The organism is Microbispora sp. CSR-4, assembly GCF_008033685.1.
Lineage (GTDB): Bacteria > Actinomycetota > Actinomycetes > Streptosporangiales > Streptosporangiaceae > Microbispora.
This window is the reverse complement of record NZ_VJVX01000024.1, coordinates 71,771-88,928: the sequence shown is the minus strand read 5'-3', so window position 1 is coordinate 88,928 and position 17,158 is coordinate 71,771. Positions and strand designations below refer to the sequence as shown.

Sequence of the window (17,158 nt, the reverse complement as noted above, 5' to 3'; positions counted from 1 at the left end):
CCGTCCCAGGTGGACGAAGGTTTCCGGCCCGTACGAAATCGGACTGAAGAGGAGGAAGCAACCCGGAGCGCGTTACGATGCCGCGTTATAGATCCCCCGAGGAGTACCCCATGGCTGTACGTCGTCTGATCCCTCTGGCCGTAGCGTGCGCTCTCGCCGTGGCCGCCACCGCCACTCCTGCGCAGGCTCGTACGACCGATGAGCCGTTCTGCGCGACCCACAAATGCATCGCCCTGACCTTTGACGACGGTCCGGGGCCCTACCTGACGACCCTGCTGAAGACCCTCTCCGAATACAAGGCGAAGGCGACCTTCTTCCTTATCGGCTCGGAGGTGAAAAAGCATCCCAAGCTCACCCAGTTGATCGCCAAGTCGGGCCACGAGATCGGCAACCACTCGTGGGACGGCACCTATCTGACCACGCTCAAGTACGCCGACATCAACAAGAAGATCGGCGACACCCAGCGGCTGATCAAGAAGACGACGGGCAAGGCGCCGAAGCTCTTCCGCGCGCCCGGCGGGCTGCGCAACGGCGGCGTGGAGCAGGTCACCGCCAAGCTCGGGCTCATCCAGGTGCCCGGCACGACCGCCACGAAGGACTACATCAAGGACTACCGGCACGTGGACTTCCTCACGAACCGGGCCCTGGACGTGGCCGGAGAGGGCGAGGTCGTGCTGATGCACGAGACGGTCAAGCAGACCGTGCAGTCGATGCCCGAAGTGCTCGAACTGCTGACCGCGGAGGGCTACAGCTTCGTCACGGTGTCCACCCTGCTCGAAGGCCAGAAGCTCACCCCGGGACAGGTATATCCCGAGCAGTCGTCGGGCGTGGAGACGACAGACGTCCACTGATCCGGCGGCCCAGCGCCTGGGCCGGCGCCTCCACGAAGCGATAGGTGAGCCAGCTCAGCGTGAGCAGCGCGACGAGATAGCCGAGCGCGACGGCCGCCTGGGCGATCGGCGTGAGCGACCGCAGGTCGCCCGCGAGCGCGTTCAGATACTTGAGCAGCGGGTGGTGCACCAGATAGACCGAGTAGCTGATCAGGCCGAGCCAGGTCAGCGCACCGGGAACGCGCCGCCCGCGCAGCATCATGCCCAGCGCGAACGTCCCTCCGGCGAGGACCATCGTGGTGATCCACACATCGGGCTGCACCCACCACCAGCCCGCCTGGATCGCCCACACGGGCGCGGCGGCCACCAGGGTCGCCGCGACCACGACCGGGCCGAGCCCGGCCGTGCCCTTCTCCCAGCGATACAGGGCCGTCCCCGTGAACATCACCGCGAGGATGGCCGCGCCGAACCACGGCACGAAGCTGCCGAAGACGAGCAGCACGAGCGCCATCAGGCCCAGCGCGTACGCCGCGACCGTGCGGAACCGGCCGGTGATCAGGCAGGCCAGCCCCGCGAGGAACAGCACGCAGGTGGCGATGGCGGGCCAGGGCCCCGGCAGCAGCGGCGCCGACAGCACCAGCCCGGCGGCGACCGCCACGGCGCCGAAGACGATCGCCAGCGTCCCGCTGCGCCGATGCACCCCGCCCACGAACAGCGCGGTCACCAGCAGGTAGAACACCATCTCGTACGACAGCGTCCACATCGGGTCGGCGAGGGCGCCGGTGTGGACGACGTCGAGCAGCATGCTCACGTGCGCGGCCACGGCCGACGGATGCCGGGGCACCACCTGACGCACCGGGACCCAGAACGCCATGACGAGCACGAGGGCGATCACCAGCAGATAGAGCGGATACAGCCGGAACACCCGGCTGACCCAGAACGCCCCGACATCACCCCGCTTCTCCAGGGACGCGGGGATGATGTATCCGCTGACCAGGAAGAAGACCAGCACGCCGTACATGCCGAGGTTGAACCAGTAGGGGCGCAACGACGGCATGAACCAGGGCAGCGCGTGTTCGGCGACCACGGCCATCGCGCCGATCCCCCGCAGGGCGTCGAGCCAGGCGAGCCTGGAGGCCTTCGCGCCGGGGCGAGCGGTGACGGGCTGAGCGGCAATCACCGCGTTACCCTATCCAGCCTGGCCGGGATCAATCCGGTTGATCCCGGCTTAACGATCCCGGCTCAACGATCCCTGCTCAGTGGTCCGCGGTCGGTGAGTCGGGGTCGGTGACTTCCGGGTCACTCCCACTCGATGGTGCCCGGCGGCTTGCTCGTCACGTCGAGCACGACCCGGTTGACCTCGCGGACCTCGTTGGTGATCCGGGTGGAGATGCGCGACAGCACGTCGTACGGCACCCGCGCCCAGTCGGCGGTCATCGCGTCCTCGGAGGTCACCGGCCGCAGGACGACCGGGTGACCGTAGGTGCGGCCGTCGCCCTGCACGCCCACCGAGCGGACGTCGGCGAGCAGCACGACCGGGCACTGCCAGATGTCGCGGTCGAGACCGGCGCGGGTCAGCTCCTCGCGGGCGATGGCGTCGGCCTCGCGCAGCAGGTCGAGACGCTCGCGGGTGACCTCGCCGATGATCCGGATGCCGAGGCCGGGCCCGGGGAACGGCTGGCGCCAGACCATCGCCGGGGGCAGGCCCAGCTCCTCGCCGGCCCGCCGCACCTCGTCCTTGAACAGCGTGCGCAGCGGCTCGACCAGTTCGAACTTGAGGTCCTCGGGCAGCCCGCCCACGTTGTGGTGCGACTTGATGTTCGCGGTGCCGGTGCCGCCGCCCGACTCGACCACGTCCGGGTAGAGCGTGCCCTGCACGAGGAAGTCCACCGGGCCGTCGGCGAGGATCGCGCGCTGCTCGTCCTCGAAGACGCGGATGAACTCCCTGCCGATGATCTTCCGCTTCTCCTCTGGGTCGGTGACGCCCGACAGCGCCTTGAGGAAGCGCTCGGAGGCGTCCACGACGCGCAGCTTGACGCCGGTCACCTCGACGAAGTCGCGCTCGACCTGCTCGGCCTCGCCCTTGCGCAGCAGCCCGTGGTCGACGAAGACGCAGGTCAGCCGATCGCCGATGGCCCGCTGCACGATCGCGGCGGCGACGGCGGAGTCGACGCCGCCCGACAGGGCGCAGATCGCCCGGCCGTCGCCCACCTGGGCGCGCACGGCCTCGACGGCGTCCTCGACGATGTTGAGCATGGTCCACGAGGGACGGCAGCCGGCCGCCTCAAGGAAGTGCTTGAGCACCTGCTGCCCGTGCTCGGAGTGGAGCACCTCGGGGTGGAACTGCACGCCGTACAGGCCGCGCGAGGGGTCCTCCATCGCGGCGACCGGGGTCGCGTCGGTGGCGGCGGTGACGGCGAACCCGGCGGGGGCGCCGACCACGGAGTCGCCGTGCGACATCCAGACGGTCTGCGCGGCGGGCAGGCCGGCGAACAGCAGGCCCTCCTGGAGGACCTTGAGCTCGGTGCCGCCGAACTCGGCGGAGTCGGTCCTGGCGACCTCGCCCCCGAGCGCCCGGGCCATGGCCTGGAAGCCGTAGCAGATGCCGAAGGTCGGCACCCCGGTCTCGAACAGGCCCTCGGGGACCGGCGGGGCGCCCTCGGCGTACACCGAGGAGGGGCCGCCGGACAGGATGATCGCCTTGGGCTTCCTGGCCAGCATCTCCGACACCGGCATCGACGACGGAACGATCTCGGAGTAGACGTGACACTCACGCACCCGTCGTGCGATCAGCTGCGCGTATTGCGCGCCGAAGTCCACGACGAGAACCGTGTCGAACTCAGACACTGGAAAGGACCCCCATGAAGGCAGCGAGGCGGTGACGCCAGTCTATCGGCGCGGTGACGCTGCCCGCCCGGACCTGCCGCCCTCCCTGGCGCCCGGCCCCTGGCCTGCGACGCAGCCGCCCAGGGCCCGCCCCGCCGGGCCCTCCGGCGCGACCCCGCCGGGCCTTCGGCCGCTGCGTGCGGCGGCCTCGCGAACCGGCGCGACCCCGCCGGGCCTTTCGGAGGCTGCGTGCGGCGGCCTCGTGAGCCGTGCACCGCTAACCAATCCCGTCAGGCCCCTCGGCGGCTGAACGCGGCGGGCTGGGTGAACCGTGCGATGCGATCCTGTCAGGCTTTTCGGCGGGCGTGGGTGATCACCGAGATCCCGCTGCCGGCCAGGGCATCCGCCCGCTCCCGAAAAGCGGCATCGGCGGCGTCGCGCCCCGCCACCTGCCCCGCCACCTGCCCCGCCACCTGCTCGACCACCTGCTCGACCACCTGCTCGACCACCTCGAAGCCGTGCTCCTCCAGCAGATCGGCCGCCTCCCGGGGACTCAGGAACGTCAGCCAGGGCTCCCCGCCCTGCGCCACCAGCGGCATCAGGGTCTCGGCGTACGCCCGGGCGCGCGGACCACGCAGGTCCTCGGGCAGCAGGTGGTCCATGACGATCTCGCTGCCGGGGGCGAGACGGCCGAGCCCGGCCAGCGTGCGCGCGACGGCCTCGCGGGTGAGATAGACGGTCACGCCGAGCCAGCTCGCGAACGCCGGGCGAGCGAGGTCGAACCCGTGCGCGACGAGCCGGTCGGCCAGGGACTCCCCGGCTTCCATGTCCGCGGGGACGTACGTCAGGAGGGGCGGCTCCGGAATGCCCGCACGCGCCAGCGCCTCCCGCTTCCAGCGCTGGGTGTCCGGGTGATCGACCTCGAAGACCTCCACTGAACCGCTCTGGCCGCTCGCGGCCGATCTGCAGGCGTAGGTGTCCAGCCCCGCGCCGAGGATCACGTACTGGCGAACGCCCCGCCGTACGGCGGCGGCCAGTCGGTCCTCGGTGTAGCGGCTCCGGGTGACGACGGCCGCGCGGAGCGCGGCGACGACGGGGTGGTCCGCCGCCTCACGGTGCAGGCGCACGTAGTGCTCGGCGCACTCCCCGAGCAGGGGGTACGCGAACGGGTCGCGGAAGACCACCGGCTCCCCGTCGACGATCAGGTGGGCGGCGCGCGCCGCCGCCGTGTGGAGCGCGGTCCTGCTCGGCCCCTCGGTCTGCACGCGTCGAGCGTAGACCGCCTCAGCGATCTTGGCGATGGGTGAGACGGGTCACAGGCCGTGGGCCCGCGCGCCGTGCCGCAGCAGTTCGAAGGCGGTGCTCGCCGCGGTGACGGCCTCGCCGTACCGCTCGTCGGCCGTACGGCCGGACGCCAGCGCCGCGTAGTTGTCCCTGGCGAGGATCTGCCGGACGGCGACGTACTGCGCGGCCACCAGGCGCGAGGTCAGGAGCGGCACGGGACGCGGCGAGCCGGAATCGCGGGGCGCCACCTCGTGCGCCGTCTCGCCCGCCGCCTGGCTCAAAGCCCCATCCAGCACCTCACCCGCCGCCCCGCCGAACACCTCACCCGCCGCCCCGCCGAACACCTCGCCCGCCGTCTCGCGCGCCGCCCCGCTCGTCGTCTCGCCGAGTGCCTCGCTCATCGCCTCGGCCAGTGCCTCCGTGTCCGCCGCGGCGTAATCGGCCACGCGGGACGCCAGGCTGGGGGTGTCGAAGACGAGGCGGTGGTAGGCCATCACCGCCGGATGGTCGCACAGGCCGGTGGTCGGCTCGCGGGCGTCGAGCCCGGCCATGAAGGCGTCGTGCAGCGCGTCGAGCGGGGTCCGCCCGGCCGGGCGGGCGCGCACCACCGCCGCCGCCTCTCCCCTGTGGTCGGCGATCCGGTCCAGGACCAGATCCTCCTTGGTGGGGAAATAGCGGAACAGCGTGGGCTTGGAGACCTCCGCCGCGGCCGCGATCTCGGCCACCCCCACCTGGTCGAAGCCGTGCTCCAGGAACATCGCGATCGCGACCTCGGAGATGGCCCGGCGGGGCCGTTCCTTCTTCCGCGTCCGCAGCCCCTCGACCATGCCGCACAGGCTAGCAGCCCTCCCGGCAAAACTTAACCCGGTTGCATTTTTAACCGAGTTGCTGTTCCATGCCCGTACGGCGACCGGGGGAAGGAGACGGCGGATGACCTCGCTGAAGGAGGAGCAGGCGTACGTCGAACGCTGCAGGGAGGGCCTGCGCCGGATGCTGGACGGTGCCCGGCACAACGTGGTCATCGGGGAGACCGTGGCGGGCGACCGCTACAGCGCCGAGCGGCTGGGCCGCCACCTGAAGAGCCTGGCGAAGGATCTCGGTGAGGACGACGGAGGGCCGCCGTTCTTCGGGCGCCTCGACTTCGGCCCTGACGTGGGCGAGCACGCCGGGCAGCGCTACTACATCGGCCGCCGCCACGTCTCCGCCACCGATGGCGGCCGGCCCCTGGTGATCGACTGGCGGGCGCCGGTCTCGCGGACGTTCTACCAGGCGTCGGCCCGGGATCCCCGGGGCGTGGCCGTACGGCGGCGCTTCGGCTGGGCCGGGGGCGAGCTGACCGGCTTCGAGGACGAACACCTCGATCGCCGGCGCGGGCACGACCCCGGCGGCGCGAGCCGGATCCTGACGGCCGAGATCGAACGCCCCCGGGTCGGGCCGATGCGCGACATCGTCGCCACCATCCAGCCGGAGCAGGACGACCTGGTCCGCGCCGACCTGAAGGAGTCCCTGTGCGTCCAGGGCGGGCCGGGCACCGGTAAGACCGCCGTCGGCCTGCACCGCGCGGCCTACCTGCTCTACGCCCACCGCAAGCGGCCGGCGCGCGGCGGTGTGCTCGTGCTCGGCCCCAACCGGGCCTTCCTCGGCTACATCTCTGCGGTGCTGCCGGCCCTGGGCGAGGTCGACGTCGAGCAGACCACGCTCGACGCGCTCCTCGCCCGGGTCCCGGTCAAGGCCACCGACAGCGCGGAGGCCGCCGTGGTCAAACACGACGCGCGCATGGCCGAGGTGCTGCGCAGGGCGCTCCACCGCCACATAGGCGTGCCCTCGGAGCCGCTCGCCGTGGCCGACGGCTCCGCCCGCTGGCGGGTCTCCCGGGACGAGCTGCACGACATCGTCGAGGAGACCCGGCGCGAGGCGATGCCGTACGGCGTGGGCCGCGAGCGCGTCATCGCCCGTGTGGCGTCACTCGTGCGGACCCGGGCGGAGGCCCGCGGCCGGATGATCGACACGGCGTGGACGCGCCGCACCACCCGGGCCGTCACGGCCGCTGTGGACGGCTTCTGGCCGGCCGTACGCCCCGAGGAGGTGCTGTGCGAGGTGCTCGGCGACTGCACGGAGGCCGCCGACGGCGTGCTCACGACGGCCGAGCAGGCGGCGATCACCTGGGCGCGACCGCCGCGCACCTATCGGAGCGCCGCCTGGACGGCCGCCGACCTGGTCCTGCTCGACGAGCTCGCCGGCCTGATCGAGCGGCCGCGGGGATATGGCCACGTGATCGTCGACGAGGCGCAGGACCTTTCGCCGATGCAGTGCCGGGCCGTCGCCCGGCGCAGCGTGCACGGCTCGCTCACCGTGCTCGGCGACCTGGCGCAGGGCACGACCCCGTGGGCCGCCCGCGACTGGGGCGTGCAGATGGCGCATCTGGGCAAGCCTGATGCCGCGATCATGTCGCTCACCGTCGGCTTCCGCACGCCGGCCGCCGTCGTGGAGCTCGCCAACCGCCTGCTGGCGCAGCTCGCGGTGGACGTGCCGCCCTCCCGGTCCTTCCGGCGGGACGGTCGGCTGCGCGTGCTGCCCGGGGACGACACCGCGGTCGTGACGGCGGTGTCCGAGGCGCTCGGCCACGAGGGCTCGATCGGCGTCATCGCCGCCGACGCCTCGGCCGCCCGGCTGCGCGCCGCGCTCACGGGCGCGGGCCTGACCGTCGCCGAGGGGCTCACACCCGACCCGTCCGTACGCGTCTCCGTGGTGCCCGCCACCCTGTGCAAGGGCCTGGAGTATGACCACGTCGTGCTGGCCGAGCCCGCCGAGATCGTCGCGGCCGAGCAGCGCGGGCCGGCCCGGCTCTACGTGGCGCTCACCCGGGCGGTGTCCCGCCTCGACGTGGTGCACGCCCGTCCGCTGCCCGTCCCTCTCACCGGGGAGACCCTCGCCGAAGACGCTGGGTCACCGGCCTAACCGACGCGCCTCACGCGTCCCCGTGGGTGATCTCCACGATCGGCAGGCGCAGCGCGCCCGGCGCCGACGCGGGGACGACCGGCCGCACGGGCGCGACCGGCCGGAGCCGCACGTACGGCGAGCCGAGGGCGGGGCGCGGGTCCGGCTCGCCCTTGTTGGGCCACATCGCCATCGCGCGCTCGGCCTGGGCGGTGATCGTGAGCGAGGGGTTCACCCCGAGGTTGGCCGACACGGCCGAGCCGTCCACGATGTGCAGGCCCTCGTAGCCGTAGACGCGGTGGTAGGGGTCGATCACCCCGGTCTCCGGCGAGTCGCCGATCGCGCAGCCGCCGAGGAAGTGCGCGGTCGCCGGGATGTCGAACAGGTCGAGCCAGGAGCCGCCGGGCAGGCCGCCGATCTCCTCGGCCGCCATGCGGACGGCCTCGTGCCCGGCGGGGATCCAGGTGGGGTTCGGCTCGCCGTGGCCCGGGCCGGTCCGGAGCTTCCCGCCCTTGAGCGAGAGCGTGATCGAGTTGTCCTTGGCCTGCATGACGAGGGCGATGACCGCGCGCTCCGACCACCTGCGGTGGTTGAACAGCCGGGGCAGCAGGTGGGGTCGCCGCAGGGCCGCGCCGAGGAACTTCAGCCAGCGCGGCGCCCGCCCGCCCCCGTCGACGAGGAGCGTGCGGAGCAGTCCCATGGCGTTGGAGCCGTCGCCATAGCGGACCGGCTCGATGTGCGTCTCGGCGTCCGGGTGGATCGAGGAGGTGATCGCCACGCCCCGGTTGAGTTTGACGCCCTTGGCGGTGAGGCGCTCGAAACCGAGCAGGGCCTCGGAGTTCGTCCGGGTCAGCGCGCCGAGCCGGGGCGAGATCCGGGGCAGCGTGGTCGCCCTCAGCCGGTGGAGCAGGAGCTGCGTGCCGTACGTGCCCGCGGCGAAGACGACCTGGCCCGCGGTCAGCGTGCGGGCCGGGCCGAAGGGGCCCGTGCGCCTCACCGTGATCTCGTAGCCGCCCTCGACGGGCCGTACGCCGGTGACGGTGGTCTCCGGGTGGACCTTCGCCCCGGCCCTCTCCGCGAGGTAGAGGTAGTTCTTGATCAGCATGTTCTTCGCGCCGTGGCGGCAGCCGGTCATGCACTCGCCGCACTCGGTGCAGCCGCGGCGGCGCGGCCCGAGGCCGCCGAAGTAGGGGTCGTCGACCTCCACGCCCGGCTCGCCGAAGAACACCCCGACGGGGGCGAGACGGAAGGTGTGGCCGACGCCCATCCGCTCGGCGACCTTCTTCATCACCTCGTCGGCCGCGGTCACCGTCGGGTTGCCCACCACGCCCAGCATCCGCCTGGCCTGGTCGTAGTAGGGCGCGAGCTCGGCCTTCCAGTCGGTGATGTGCGCCCACTGGGGATCGCGGAAGAACGGGTCGAGCGGCTCGTAAAGAGTGTTGGCGTAGACGAGCGAGCCGCCGCCCACCCCCGCGCCGGCCAGCACCATGACGCCGTTGGAGCCGCGCAGGACGTGGATGCGCTGGATGCCCTTCAGCCCGAGCGCGGGCGCGAACAGGAAGTCCCTGGCCCGCCATGAGGTCTTCGGCAGGGTCTTCTCGTCGAACCGGCGGCCGGCTTCGAGGACGCCGACCGCGTAGCCCTTCTCGGTGAGCCGCAGCGCGGCGACGCTCCCGCCGAACCCCGACCCGATCACCGCGACGTCGTAGTCCAACGCCCCGCCTTCCTTCTCACTTGAGGTGCAGGCGCTTCATCGTCTTGAGCAGCCCCGCGAGCGTGTCGGCGTACTTGTCGTAGGTCATGCCGAGGATCGGCTCGAAGCCCAGCCACGTGGCCTGGCTGGCCACCGTCTGGACCTCCGTGTATTTCAGCAGGCCCTCGGTGCCGTGCCGGCGGCCCAGCCCGGACGACTTCATCCCGCCCATCGGCGCGTCGTAGGAGGCGTACGCCGAGCCGTACCCCTCGTTGATGTTGACGGTGCCGGCCTTGATCCGGGCGGCGAGGCGGCGGCCCCGCGCGACGTCCCTGGTCCAGATCGAGGCGTTCAGCCCGTACGCGGTGTCGTTGGCCGCGTGGACCGCCTCGTCCTCGTCCCTGAAGCGGTAGAGCGACACGACCGGCCCGAACGTCTCGTCCCTGCAGACGGCCATGTCCTCGCTCACGCCGTCGAGGATGGTCGGCTCGTAGAAGAACGGGCCGAGGTCGGGGCGCGGCCTGCCGCCGGTCAGCACGGTGGCGCCCTTGGCGACGGCGTCCTCGACGTGCGCCGTCACCCCGTCGAGCTGCCGCTGCGAGGTGAGCGAGCCCATCTGCACGTCCCAGTCGAGGCCGGGACCGATCTTCATGTTCTTCACCGCCCGGACGAACCGGTCGCGGAAGGCGTCGGCGACCGCCTCGTGCACGTAGAGGCGTTCGATCGAGATGCACAGCTGGCCCGCGTTGGTGAAGCAGGCCCGGATCGCGCCCTGGGCCGCCACGTCGAGATCGGCGTCGTCGAGCACGATCATCGGGTTCTTGCCGCCGAGCTCAAGCGAGCAGCCGATGAGCCGCTTGGCCGCCTCCTCGGCGATCCTGCGCCCGCCGCGCGTCGAGCCGGTGAACGCGACGTAGTCGGCGCCGTCGATCAGCGGGTCGCCGACGTCCTCGGGATCGCCGAGCACGACCTGCCAGACGTCGCGCGGCATGCCCAGCTCGGCCAGCAGGTCGATCGTCCACAGCGTGGACAGCGGGGTCTGGGCGTCGGGCTTGTGCACGACCGCGTTGCCCGCGATCAGGGCGGGGACCACGTCGGTGACGCCGAGGGCCAGCGGGTAGTTCCACGGGCTGATCACCGCGACGACGCCCTTGGGGTGGCGCAGCTCGGCCGCGCGGGTGGCGATCGGGAAGATGCCCTGCCTGCGCTGCGGCTCCAGCAGGCCGGGGGCCCGCCGCGCGTAGTAGAGCGTGCAGCCCGCCACGTCGGCCACTTCCTCGTACGCGTGGCGCCGCGCCTTGCCGGTCTCCCACTGCACGATGTCGAGCAGCTCCTGACGGCGGTCGAGCAGCGCGTCGTGGAGCCGCAGGAAGGGCGCGATCCGCTCCCGCACCGGCAGCGCCGCCCAGGTCTCCTGCGCCGCCCTCGCCCTGGCGTACGCGGCGCGGACGTCCTCGGGAGTGGAGATCGGGACCTCGGCCAGCACCTCGCCGGTGAACGGCGCGACGATCTCCCGTGTCTTGCCCTCTGAGGAGACGTGCGTGAGGACCCGGTCGACCATGGCCGCGTCGAGCGTCCGATTCGTGGCACCCATGCCGGAAGAATATTCCGGAGCTTGAGCCGTGGCTACCGGTAAGTAATGGACGGTCACCGCTGACGCGACGGCATGTCAGTTTACCGACACATGTGTACAGTAGATTGACACCATGAGCGATGACCGAGAGGTGTTCATGGCATCCGAAGAGACTTACGACAGGCTCATCGAGCTTCTCGATCGGCACGGGGCGTCCTACCGGCTGATCGACCACGCGCCGGAGGGAAGGACCGAGATCGTCAGCGCCATGCGCGGAAACGCCGTCTCCGACGCCGCGAAGTGCATCGTCGTCATGGTGAAGCTCGGCAAGAAGGTCACCAAGCACGTCCTCGCCGTCGTGCCGGGCGACACGCGCGTCGACCTGAACGGCCTCAAGGCGCTGCTGGGCGGCACGTACGCCGCGTTCGCCTCCACCGACATCGCCGAGCGCCTCGCGGGGAGCGTGGCGGGCACGATCCTCCCCTTCTCGTTCCACCCGGACCTGGAGCTCATCGTGGACCCCTCGATCCAGGACAAGGAGGAGATCTTCTTCAACGCGGCACGGCTCGACCGGTCCATCGCGTTGCGTACGAAGGACTACCTGGCCATCTGCTCGCCGCGGCTGGCGCCGATCGCGGCACCGGCGAGCTGACCGGAGATGGACGGACAGGCCGCGAACGGCGTAGGGGCCGCCATCGGCGCCCAGGTCCGCCGGTTGCGGGAGTTCCGGGGGTTGTCCGTGGCCGAGCTGGCACGGTTGTCGGGAGTGAGCAGGGCGACCCTGTCGGGGATCGAGGCCGGGAGGGGCAACCCAACCGTCGAGACCATCTCGGCCATCGCCGTCGCGCTCCGCCTGCCCCTGGGCGACCTGCTGGCCGACCCGGCGCCGCGGACGCCGGTGCTGCTCCGGGGCACTCCCCGGCCGGAGGACAGCAAGCAGGAGCTGCTCGACCGGATGGGGGCCGGTGGGCTCGGCGAGATCTGGCGGCTCCGCCTCACCGGCATCGGACGGCGGATCGACAGCCCGCCGCACAGCCAGGGCACGATCGAGCGGATCCTCGTGCTCCGCGGCGCCGTACGGCTGGGCCCGGTCGAGCGTCCCGTGGTCCTGCACAGCGGCGACTTCGTGACGTTCGCCGCGGACGTGGCGCACTTCTACGAGGCCGTCGAGGACGAGGTGGACGCCGTCGTCGTGATGACCTATCCGGCGGCGCCCTAGAGTCCGGTCATGAGCGGGGCGTCCAGACGCGGTCCTCCGTCACCACCGCGCTGACGAGGTCGGCCGGAGTGACGTCGAAGGCGTAGTTCAGCGCCCGGGCCCCGGCGGGGGTGACGCGAATCCCCCGGAAATGGGTCACCTCCTCCTCTGCGCGGTGCTCCACCACGATGGACGCGCCGGTCTCCGTCGCCGGGTCGATGGTCGACTCGGGCGCGGCGACGACGAACGGGACGCCGGCCCGGTCCGCCGCGAGGGCCAGGCCGTAGGTGCCGATCTTGTTGGCGACGTCGCCGTTCGCGGCCACCCGGTCGGCGCCGACGACCACCGCGTCGGCCAGCCCCTGCTGCAGCGCGAACGGCCCTGCGCCGTCGCAGACGACCCGATAGTCGATGCCCACCAGGTCGAGCTCCCAGCAGGTGAGGCGTGATCCCTGCAGCAGCGGCCGGGTCTCGTCGACGATGACCTGGTCGAGCAGGCCCCTCTCGTGCAGCGAGCGGATGACGCCGAGCCCGGTGCCCCACTCCACGCAGGCCAGGGCGCCGGTGTTGCAGTGCGTGTGGATGCGCAGGGGCCTACGTCCGCACGCCTCCACCAGGAAGTCGGCGCCGCGTTCGCCGATCCGCCGGTTCGCCGCCGCGATGCGGTCCACCACGGCGACGGCGGCCCGCTCGGCCGCCTCGGGCCCGTCCGCGAGGGCGGGGACCACCTCCTCCACGCCGACCCGGAGGTTCACCGCCGTGGGGCGGGCGTCCCTGATGCGTCCGATCTCCGCCTTCAGCCGGGAGGCGCTCCATCCCGACCGCCGCGCCTGGTGGGCCGCCAGGGCCACACCCAGCGCCCCGGCGGCGCCGAGCGTCGGGGCGCCGCGCACGGCCAGGCGGACGACGGCGTCCACGAGGTCGTCGACCGTGTCGATCCTCAGCAGCCGCACCTCGTCCGGCAGCAGCGTCTGGTCGATGGCGACGATGCCGCCCTCCCGCCAGGCGATGACCGGGTTTTCGGCATACGGGTCTTTCTCCGACATGCCACCATCCTGCCCGTGAACCACCCCCGGCGGCGATCCGTCGTGGGGGCATGAGGACATCGATTCGTACGGCGGTCGCCCTCGCCGTGCTGCTGGGCATGGGAGCCACGGGCTGCGCGGGGGGCCGTACGACCCAGGATCTCCCTCCTGCTCCGGCGGACCTCACCGGACGCGTACGGCTTGTCGCGTACGCCGGCTGCGACGAGATGACGGAGGGGCTGCGGCAGGCGGCCGCACGGAACGTCACCTCATGGGGCTTCGCGGGGAACATGCTCTACGCGGCCGACGACGTCGCCACGGCGAAGCGAGCGATACCCGAGCAGCAGTACGGGCAGCAGCCGCACTCGACCACGAACACGCACGAGGCGGGTGTGGACGAGCCCGACCTGGTCAAGACCGACGGCGACCGGGTGATCACGGTCAACCAGGGTGTGCTGCGCGTCGTGGACGCGACGACCCGGAAGGTCACCGGGACGCTGCGGCTCGTCGCCGATGACCAGTTGTGGGCCCAGGCCGACCTGCTCGTCCACGGCGACCGTGCGCTCGTGCTGTTCGAGGGCGGCGGGATCATCCCGTTCGGGGCGTCGGACCGGGCCCGGGTCGGCCCCGGTGGCCCGAGATACGTGCTCGTCGACCTGTCCGGCGAGCCGCGCGTCCTCGGCGCGATGACCGTGCACGGGCAGCACGTCGACGCCCGGCAGACCGGCTCCGTGGTGCGGCTCGTCGTCCGGTCCCAGCCGGAGATCGCCTTCCCGCCCGCGAAGCCCGACGCGTCTGAGAAGGACCTGCTCGACGGCAACCGCAAGGCCGTGCTGTCCGCTCCCGGCGACGCCTGGCTGCCGTCGTACGACGTCGAGTCGGGCGGCGTGCACCGCACCGAGCGGGTCGGCTGCGACCGGGTCAGCCACCCCGACGAGTTCACCGGCACTTCGATGCTGACCATCCACACGATCGACCTGGCCGCCGCCACGCCGTTCGGCGCGCTCACGCCGATCGCGGTCGCGGCCGACGGCGACACCGTCTATGGCACGGCGAGCAGTCTCTACGTCACCAGCAATCCCCGCTGGTGGGACGCCCGCCCGATCGACGTGCTGCCGGCGCCCGGGTCGTCGGCCGCCGCGCCCACGCCGAACGTGCCGCCCGAGCGCACGGAGGTGCACCGCTTCGACGTCTCGGCCCCCGGCACCCCGCGCTACGTCGCGTCGGGATCGGTGCCGGGACGGCTGCTCAACCAATACTCCCTGTCGGAGTACGACGGTCACCTGCGGGTGGCGACGACCAGCGGCGCCGAGGTGTCCGGCGCGGCCACGAGCGAGAGCGGCGTGCACGTGCTCGACGCCGGCACGCTCACGCAGACCGGCTCGGTCACCGGCCTCGGCAGGGGCGAGCGGATCTACTCGGTGCGGTTCATGGACGGCCTCGGCTACGTGGTGACGTTCCGCCAGACCGATCCCCTCTACACGCTCGACCTGCGCGACCCGGCCGCGCCGAAGGTCACCGGCGAGCTGAAGATCACCGGCTTTTCCGCCTATCTCCACCCGGCGGGCGAGGGACGGCTCATCGGCGTCGGCCAGGAGGCGAGCGCGGAGGGCCGCGCACTCGGCACGCAGATCTCGCTGTTCGACGTCTCCGACCCGGCCGCGCCCACAGTGCTGTCGCGGTTCCACCAGAAGAAGTCCGGCTCGGAGGCCGAGTGGGACCCGCACGCCTTCCTCTTCTGGCCCGCCACCGGGCTGGCCGTGCTCCCGCTCCAGAACTGGTCCGGCGGCGGGATCTCGGGCAGCGCGGCGCTCGCGCTGCGCGTCGGCGACCGGGAGATCACCACGCTGGGCGTCGTGAGCCACCCGCGGTCCCGCTCCACGGGCGGCTTCGCCCCCGCCGACCCGGGCATCCGCCGTTCCCTGGTCATCGGCGACGACCTGTGGACCGTGTCCGACGCCGGCCTCAAGGTCAGCGACGCCGCCACGCTGGCCGACCGCGCGTGGATCCCCTTCAGCTGACGTTGCCCGGCGCCTCCGCGAGGTCGCGCGGGGGCGCGACGGGGACGATCTCCGGCGCGCCGAGGCGGATCGCGTCCGCCTCCTGGTCGGTGTCCTGCTCCTGGGAGGCCCGCTCCGCCTCGACCCGCTTCGTGTAGTACTCGACCTCGCGCTTGACGTGGTCGGCGTCCCAGCCGAGCGGACCCGCCATGAGCTCGGCGGCCTCCTGGGCGACCGCGGTCCCCCGGTGGAAGGTCTCGATCGAGATGCGGGTGCGCCGCGTCAGCGCGTCGTTGAGGTGCCGGGCGCCCTCATGCGTCGCCGCGTACACGATCTCCGCGCGCAGGTAGTCGTCCGCGCCGTCGAGGGGACGCCCGAGCGAGGGATCGGCCTCGATGAGCGCCAGCACCTCGTCGATCAGCGAGCCGTACCTCTCCAGCAGGTGCTCGATCCTGGCCACGTGCAGCCCGGAGGCGCGCGCCATGCGGTGGCGGGAGTTCCACAGGGCCTGGTAGCCCTCCGCGCCGGCGAGCGGCACCTGGTCGGTGCAGGACTTCGGCACGCGCTGGTCGAGGCCGTGCGCGACCGCGTCGACGGCGTCGGCGGCCATGACCCGATATGTCGTGAACTTGCCGCCGGCCACCATGACCAGGCCCGGCACGGGGTGGGTGACGACGTGCTCGCGCGAGAGCTTGGAGGTCTCCTCGGACTCCCCGGCCAGCAGCGGGCGCAGCCCGGCGTACACGCCCTCGACGTCGTCCCTGGTCAGGGGCACCGAGAGCACCGAGTTGACCCGGTCGAGCAGATAGTCGATGTCCGCCCGCGAGGCGGCGGGGTGGGCCTTGTCGAGGTTCCAGCGGGTGTCGGTCGTCCCGATGATCCAGTGCCTGCCCCACGGGATGACGAACAGCACCGACTTCTCGGTGCGCATGATGAGCCCGCTGAGCGAGTGGATGCGGTCGCGCGGCACCACGAGGTGGATGCCCTTGGACGCCCGCACGTGGATCTGCCCGCGCCCGCCGACGAGCTGCTGGATGTCGTCGGTCCACACGCCGGTCGCGTTGACGACCTGGCGGGCCCGCACGTCGAACTCCGCGCCGTTCTCCAGGTCGCACACGCGCACCCCGGTGACCCGCTCCCCCTCCCGCAGGAAGCCGATCGCCTGCACCCGCGAGGCGACGTGCGCGCCGTACGTGGCGGCGGTACGCAGCGTGGTCATCACGAAGCGGGCGTCGTCGACCTGGGCGTCCCAATACTGCACGGCGCCGGTGAAGGCCGACCTGCGCAGCGAGGGGACGACCCGCAGCGCCTGGCGGCGGGTCAGGTGGCGGTGTCCCGGCACGCCCCGGGTGAGGCCGGGGGACAGCCCGAGCGTGTCGTAGAGCACGAGGCCCGCCCCGATGTACGGCCGCTCCCAGCCCGTGTGCGTGAGCGGATACAGGAACGGCACCGGCCTGACCAGGTGCGGCGCGATCCGCTTGAGCAGCAGCGACCGTTCCCGCAGGGCCTCCCTGACGAGGTCGAAGTTGAGCTGCTCCAGATAGCGCAGGCCACCGTGGATGAGCTTGGATGACCGGGACGACGTGCCGGAGGCGAAATCGCGCGCCTCGACCAGGCCCACCGAGAGCCCGCGGGTCGCGGCGTCGAGCGCGACGCCGGCGCCGACCACGCCGCCGCCGATCACGACCACGTCGAGTTCCTGCGCCTGCATCCGCGCCAGGGCGGCGGTACGTTCTGCCGGACCGAGCCTCGCCGTCCCCATCCTCGCCGTCATATGGCTCCTTCTGTACCGC

Annotated in this window: 13 protein-coding genes; 5 read left to right on the top strand and 8 right to left on the bottom strand. The window is 72.2% G+C overall.

Annotated features, from left to right (window positions below):
• Positions 1-110: 110 nt before the first annotated feature.
• Positions 111-851: a polysaccharide deacetylase family protein gene (locus FLV34_RS19225; RefSeq protein ID WP_187280666.1), complete on the top strand. Its 741-nt coding sequence runs from the start codon at positions 111-113 to the stop codon at positions 849-851.
• On the opposite strand, the gene FLV34_RS19220 is transcribed toward FLV34_RS19225, so the two are convergent.
• The 4 genes from FLV34_RS19220 to FLV34_RS19205 all read right to left on the bottom strand — a co-directional run bounded on the left by FLV34_RS19220 (position 790) and on the right by FLV34_RS19205 (position 5,767).
• Positions 790-2,010, bottom strand: a complete 1,221-nt coding sequence (locus FLV34_RS19220; RefSeq protein ID WP_261985831.1) for an acyltransferase — start codon at positions 2,008-2,010, stop codon at positions 790-792. The two genes, FLV34_RS19225 and FLV34_RS19220, sit on opposite strands and share 62 nt — an antisense overlap.
• Positions 2,011-2,129: 119 nt before the next feature.
• Complete coding sequence (gene guaA / locus FLV34_RS19215; RefSeq protein ID WP_142646672.1) at positions 2,130-3,677, bottom strand: glutamine-hydrolyzing GMP synthase; 1,548 nt, start codon at positions 3,675-3,677, stop codon at positions 2,130-2,132.
• Positions 3,678-4,003: 326 nt separating this feature from the next.
• Complete coding sequence (locus tag FLV34_RS19210) at positions 4,004-4,921, bottom strand: SAM-dependent methyltransferase (protein ID WP_147943717.1); 918 nt, start codon at positions 4,919-4,921, stop codon at positions 4,004-4,006.
• 48 nt (positions 4,922-4,969) lie between these two features.
• Positions 4,970-5,767: a TetR/AcrR family transcriptional regulator gene (locus FLV34_RS19205; protein ID WP_147943716.1), complete on the bottom strand. Its 798-nt coding sequence runs from the start codon at positions 5,765-5,767 to the stop codon at positions 4,970-4,972.
• A gap of 103 nt (positions 5,768-5,870) precedes the next feature.
• On the opposite strand from FLV34_RS19205, the gene FLV34_RS19200 reads away from it, so the two are divergent.
• Positions 5,871-7,898, top strand: a complete 2,028-nt coding sequence (locus FLV34_RS19200; RefSeq protein ID WP_147943715.1) for an AAA family ATPase — start codon at positions 5,871-5,873, stop codon at positions 7,896-7,898.
• Positions 7,899-7,908: 10 nt separating this feature from the next.
• On the opposite strand, the gene FLV34_RS19195 is transcribed toward FLV34_RS19200, so the two are convergent.
• A complete protein-coding gene (locus FLV34_RS19195) occupies positions 7,909-9,591 on the bottom strand; it encodes an FAD-dependent oxidoreductase (RefSeq protein WP_147943714.1) in 1,683 nt (560 codons plus the stop codon).
• 16 nt (positions 9,592-9,607) lie between these two features.
• Complete coding sequence (locus tag FLV34_RS19190) at positions 9,608-11,164, bottom strand: succinic semialdehyde dehydrogenase (RefSeq protein WP_142646677.1); 1,557 nt, start codon at positions 11,162-11,164, stop codon at positions 9,608-9,610.
• 112 nt (positions 11,165-11,276) lie between these two features.
• Here FLV34_RS19190 and FLV34_RS19185 point away from each other — a divergent pair, with 112 nt between their 5' ends.
• Entirely contained in the window at positions 11,277-11,795 is a 519-nt protein-coding gene (locus FLV34_RS19185; protein WP_261985830.1) for a YbaK/EbsC family protein, read from the top strand.
• 6 nt (positions 11,796-11,801) lie between these two features.
• Positions 11,802-12,362 carry a helix-turn-helix domain-containing protein gene (locus FLV34_RS19180; RefSeq protein WP_142646678.1) on the top strand — a complete coding sequence of 187 codons (561 nt, stop codon included), beginning with the start codon at positions 11,802-11,804 and terminating at the stop codon, positions 12,360-12,362.
• A 7-nt stretch (positions 12,363-12,369) separates the two neighbouring features.
• Here the strand turns inward: FLV34_RS19180 and mtnA are convergent, their stop codons facing one another.
• Positions 12,370-13,386, bottom strand: a complete 1,017-nt coding sequence (gene mtnA, locus FLV34_RS19175; RefSeq protein WP_147943713.1) for an S-methyl-5-thioribose-1-phosphate isomerase — start codon at positions 13,384-13,386, stop codon at positions 12,370-12,372.
• Positions 13,387-13,436: 50 nt separating this feature from the next.
• Here mtnA and FLV34_RS19170 point away from each other — a divergent pair, with 50 nt between their 5' ends.
• Positions 13,437-15,386 carry a beta-propeller domain-containing protein gene (locus FLV34_RS19170; RefSeq protein WP_147943712.1) on the top strand — a complete coding sequence of 650 codons (1,950 nt, stop codon included), beginning with the start codon at positions 13,437-13,439 and terminating at the stop codon, positions 15,384-15,386.
• Here FLV34_RS19170 and FLV34_RS19165 read toward each other — a convergent pair.
• Positions 15,379-17,139 (bottom strand): glycerol-3-phosphate dehydrogenase/oxidase, encoded by a 1,761-nt coding sequence (locus tag FLV34_RS19165; protein WP_142646681.1) that lies wholly within the window; start codon positions 17,137-17,139, stop codon positions 15,379-15,381. The genes FLV34_RS19170 and FLV34_RS19165 overlap by 8 nt on opposite strands.
• Between the last annotated feature and the right edge of the window lie 19 nt (positions 17,140-17,158).

Bases quoted from the DNA above. Each gene is read 5' to 3' on its own strand.
- FLV34_RS19200 (WP_147943715.1), top strand. From the start codon at position 5,871: ATGACCTCGCTGAAGGAGGAGCAGGCGTACGTCGAACGCTGCAGGGAG.
- FLV34_RS19225 (WP_187280666.1), top strand. From the start codon at position 111: ATGGCTGTACGTCGTCTGATCCCTCTGGCCGTAGCGTGCGCTCTCGCC.
- mtnA (WP_147943713.1), bottom strand. From the start codon at position 13,386: ATGTCGGAGAAAGACCCGTATGCCGAAAACCCGGTCATCGCCTGGCGG.
- FLV34_RS19170 (WP_147943712.1), top strand. From the start codon at position 13,437: ATGAGGACATCGATTCGTACGGCGGTCGCCCTCGCCGTGCTGCTGGGC.
- FLV34_RS19165 (WP_142646681.1), bottom strand. From the start codon at position 17,139: ATGACGGCGAGGATGGGGACGGCGAGGCTCGGTCCGGCAGAACGTACC.
- FLV34_RS19185 (WP_261985830.1), top strand. From the start codon at position 11,277: ATGAGCGATGACCGAGAGGTGTTCATGGCATCCGAAGAGACTTACGAC.
- FLV34_RS19180 (WP_142646678.1), top strand. From the start codon at position 11,802: ATGGACGGACAGGCCGCGAACGGCGTAGGGGCCGCCATCGGCGCCCAG.
- FLV34_RS19190 (WP_142646677.1), bottom strand. From the start codon at position 11,164: ATGGGTGCCACGAATCGGACGCTCGACGCGGCCATGGTCGACCGGGTC.
- FLV34_RS19205 (WP_147943716.1), bottom strand. From the start codon at position 5,767: ATGGTCGAGGGGCTGCGGACGCGGAAGAAGGAACGGCCCCGCCGGGCC.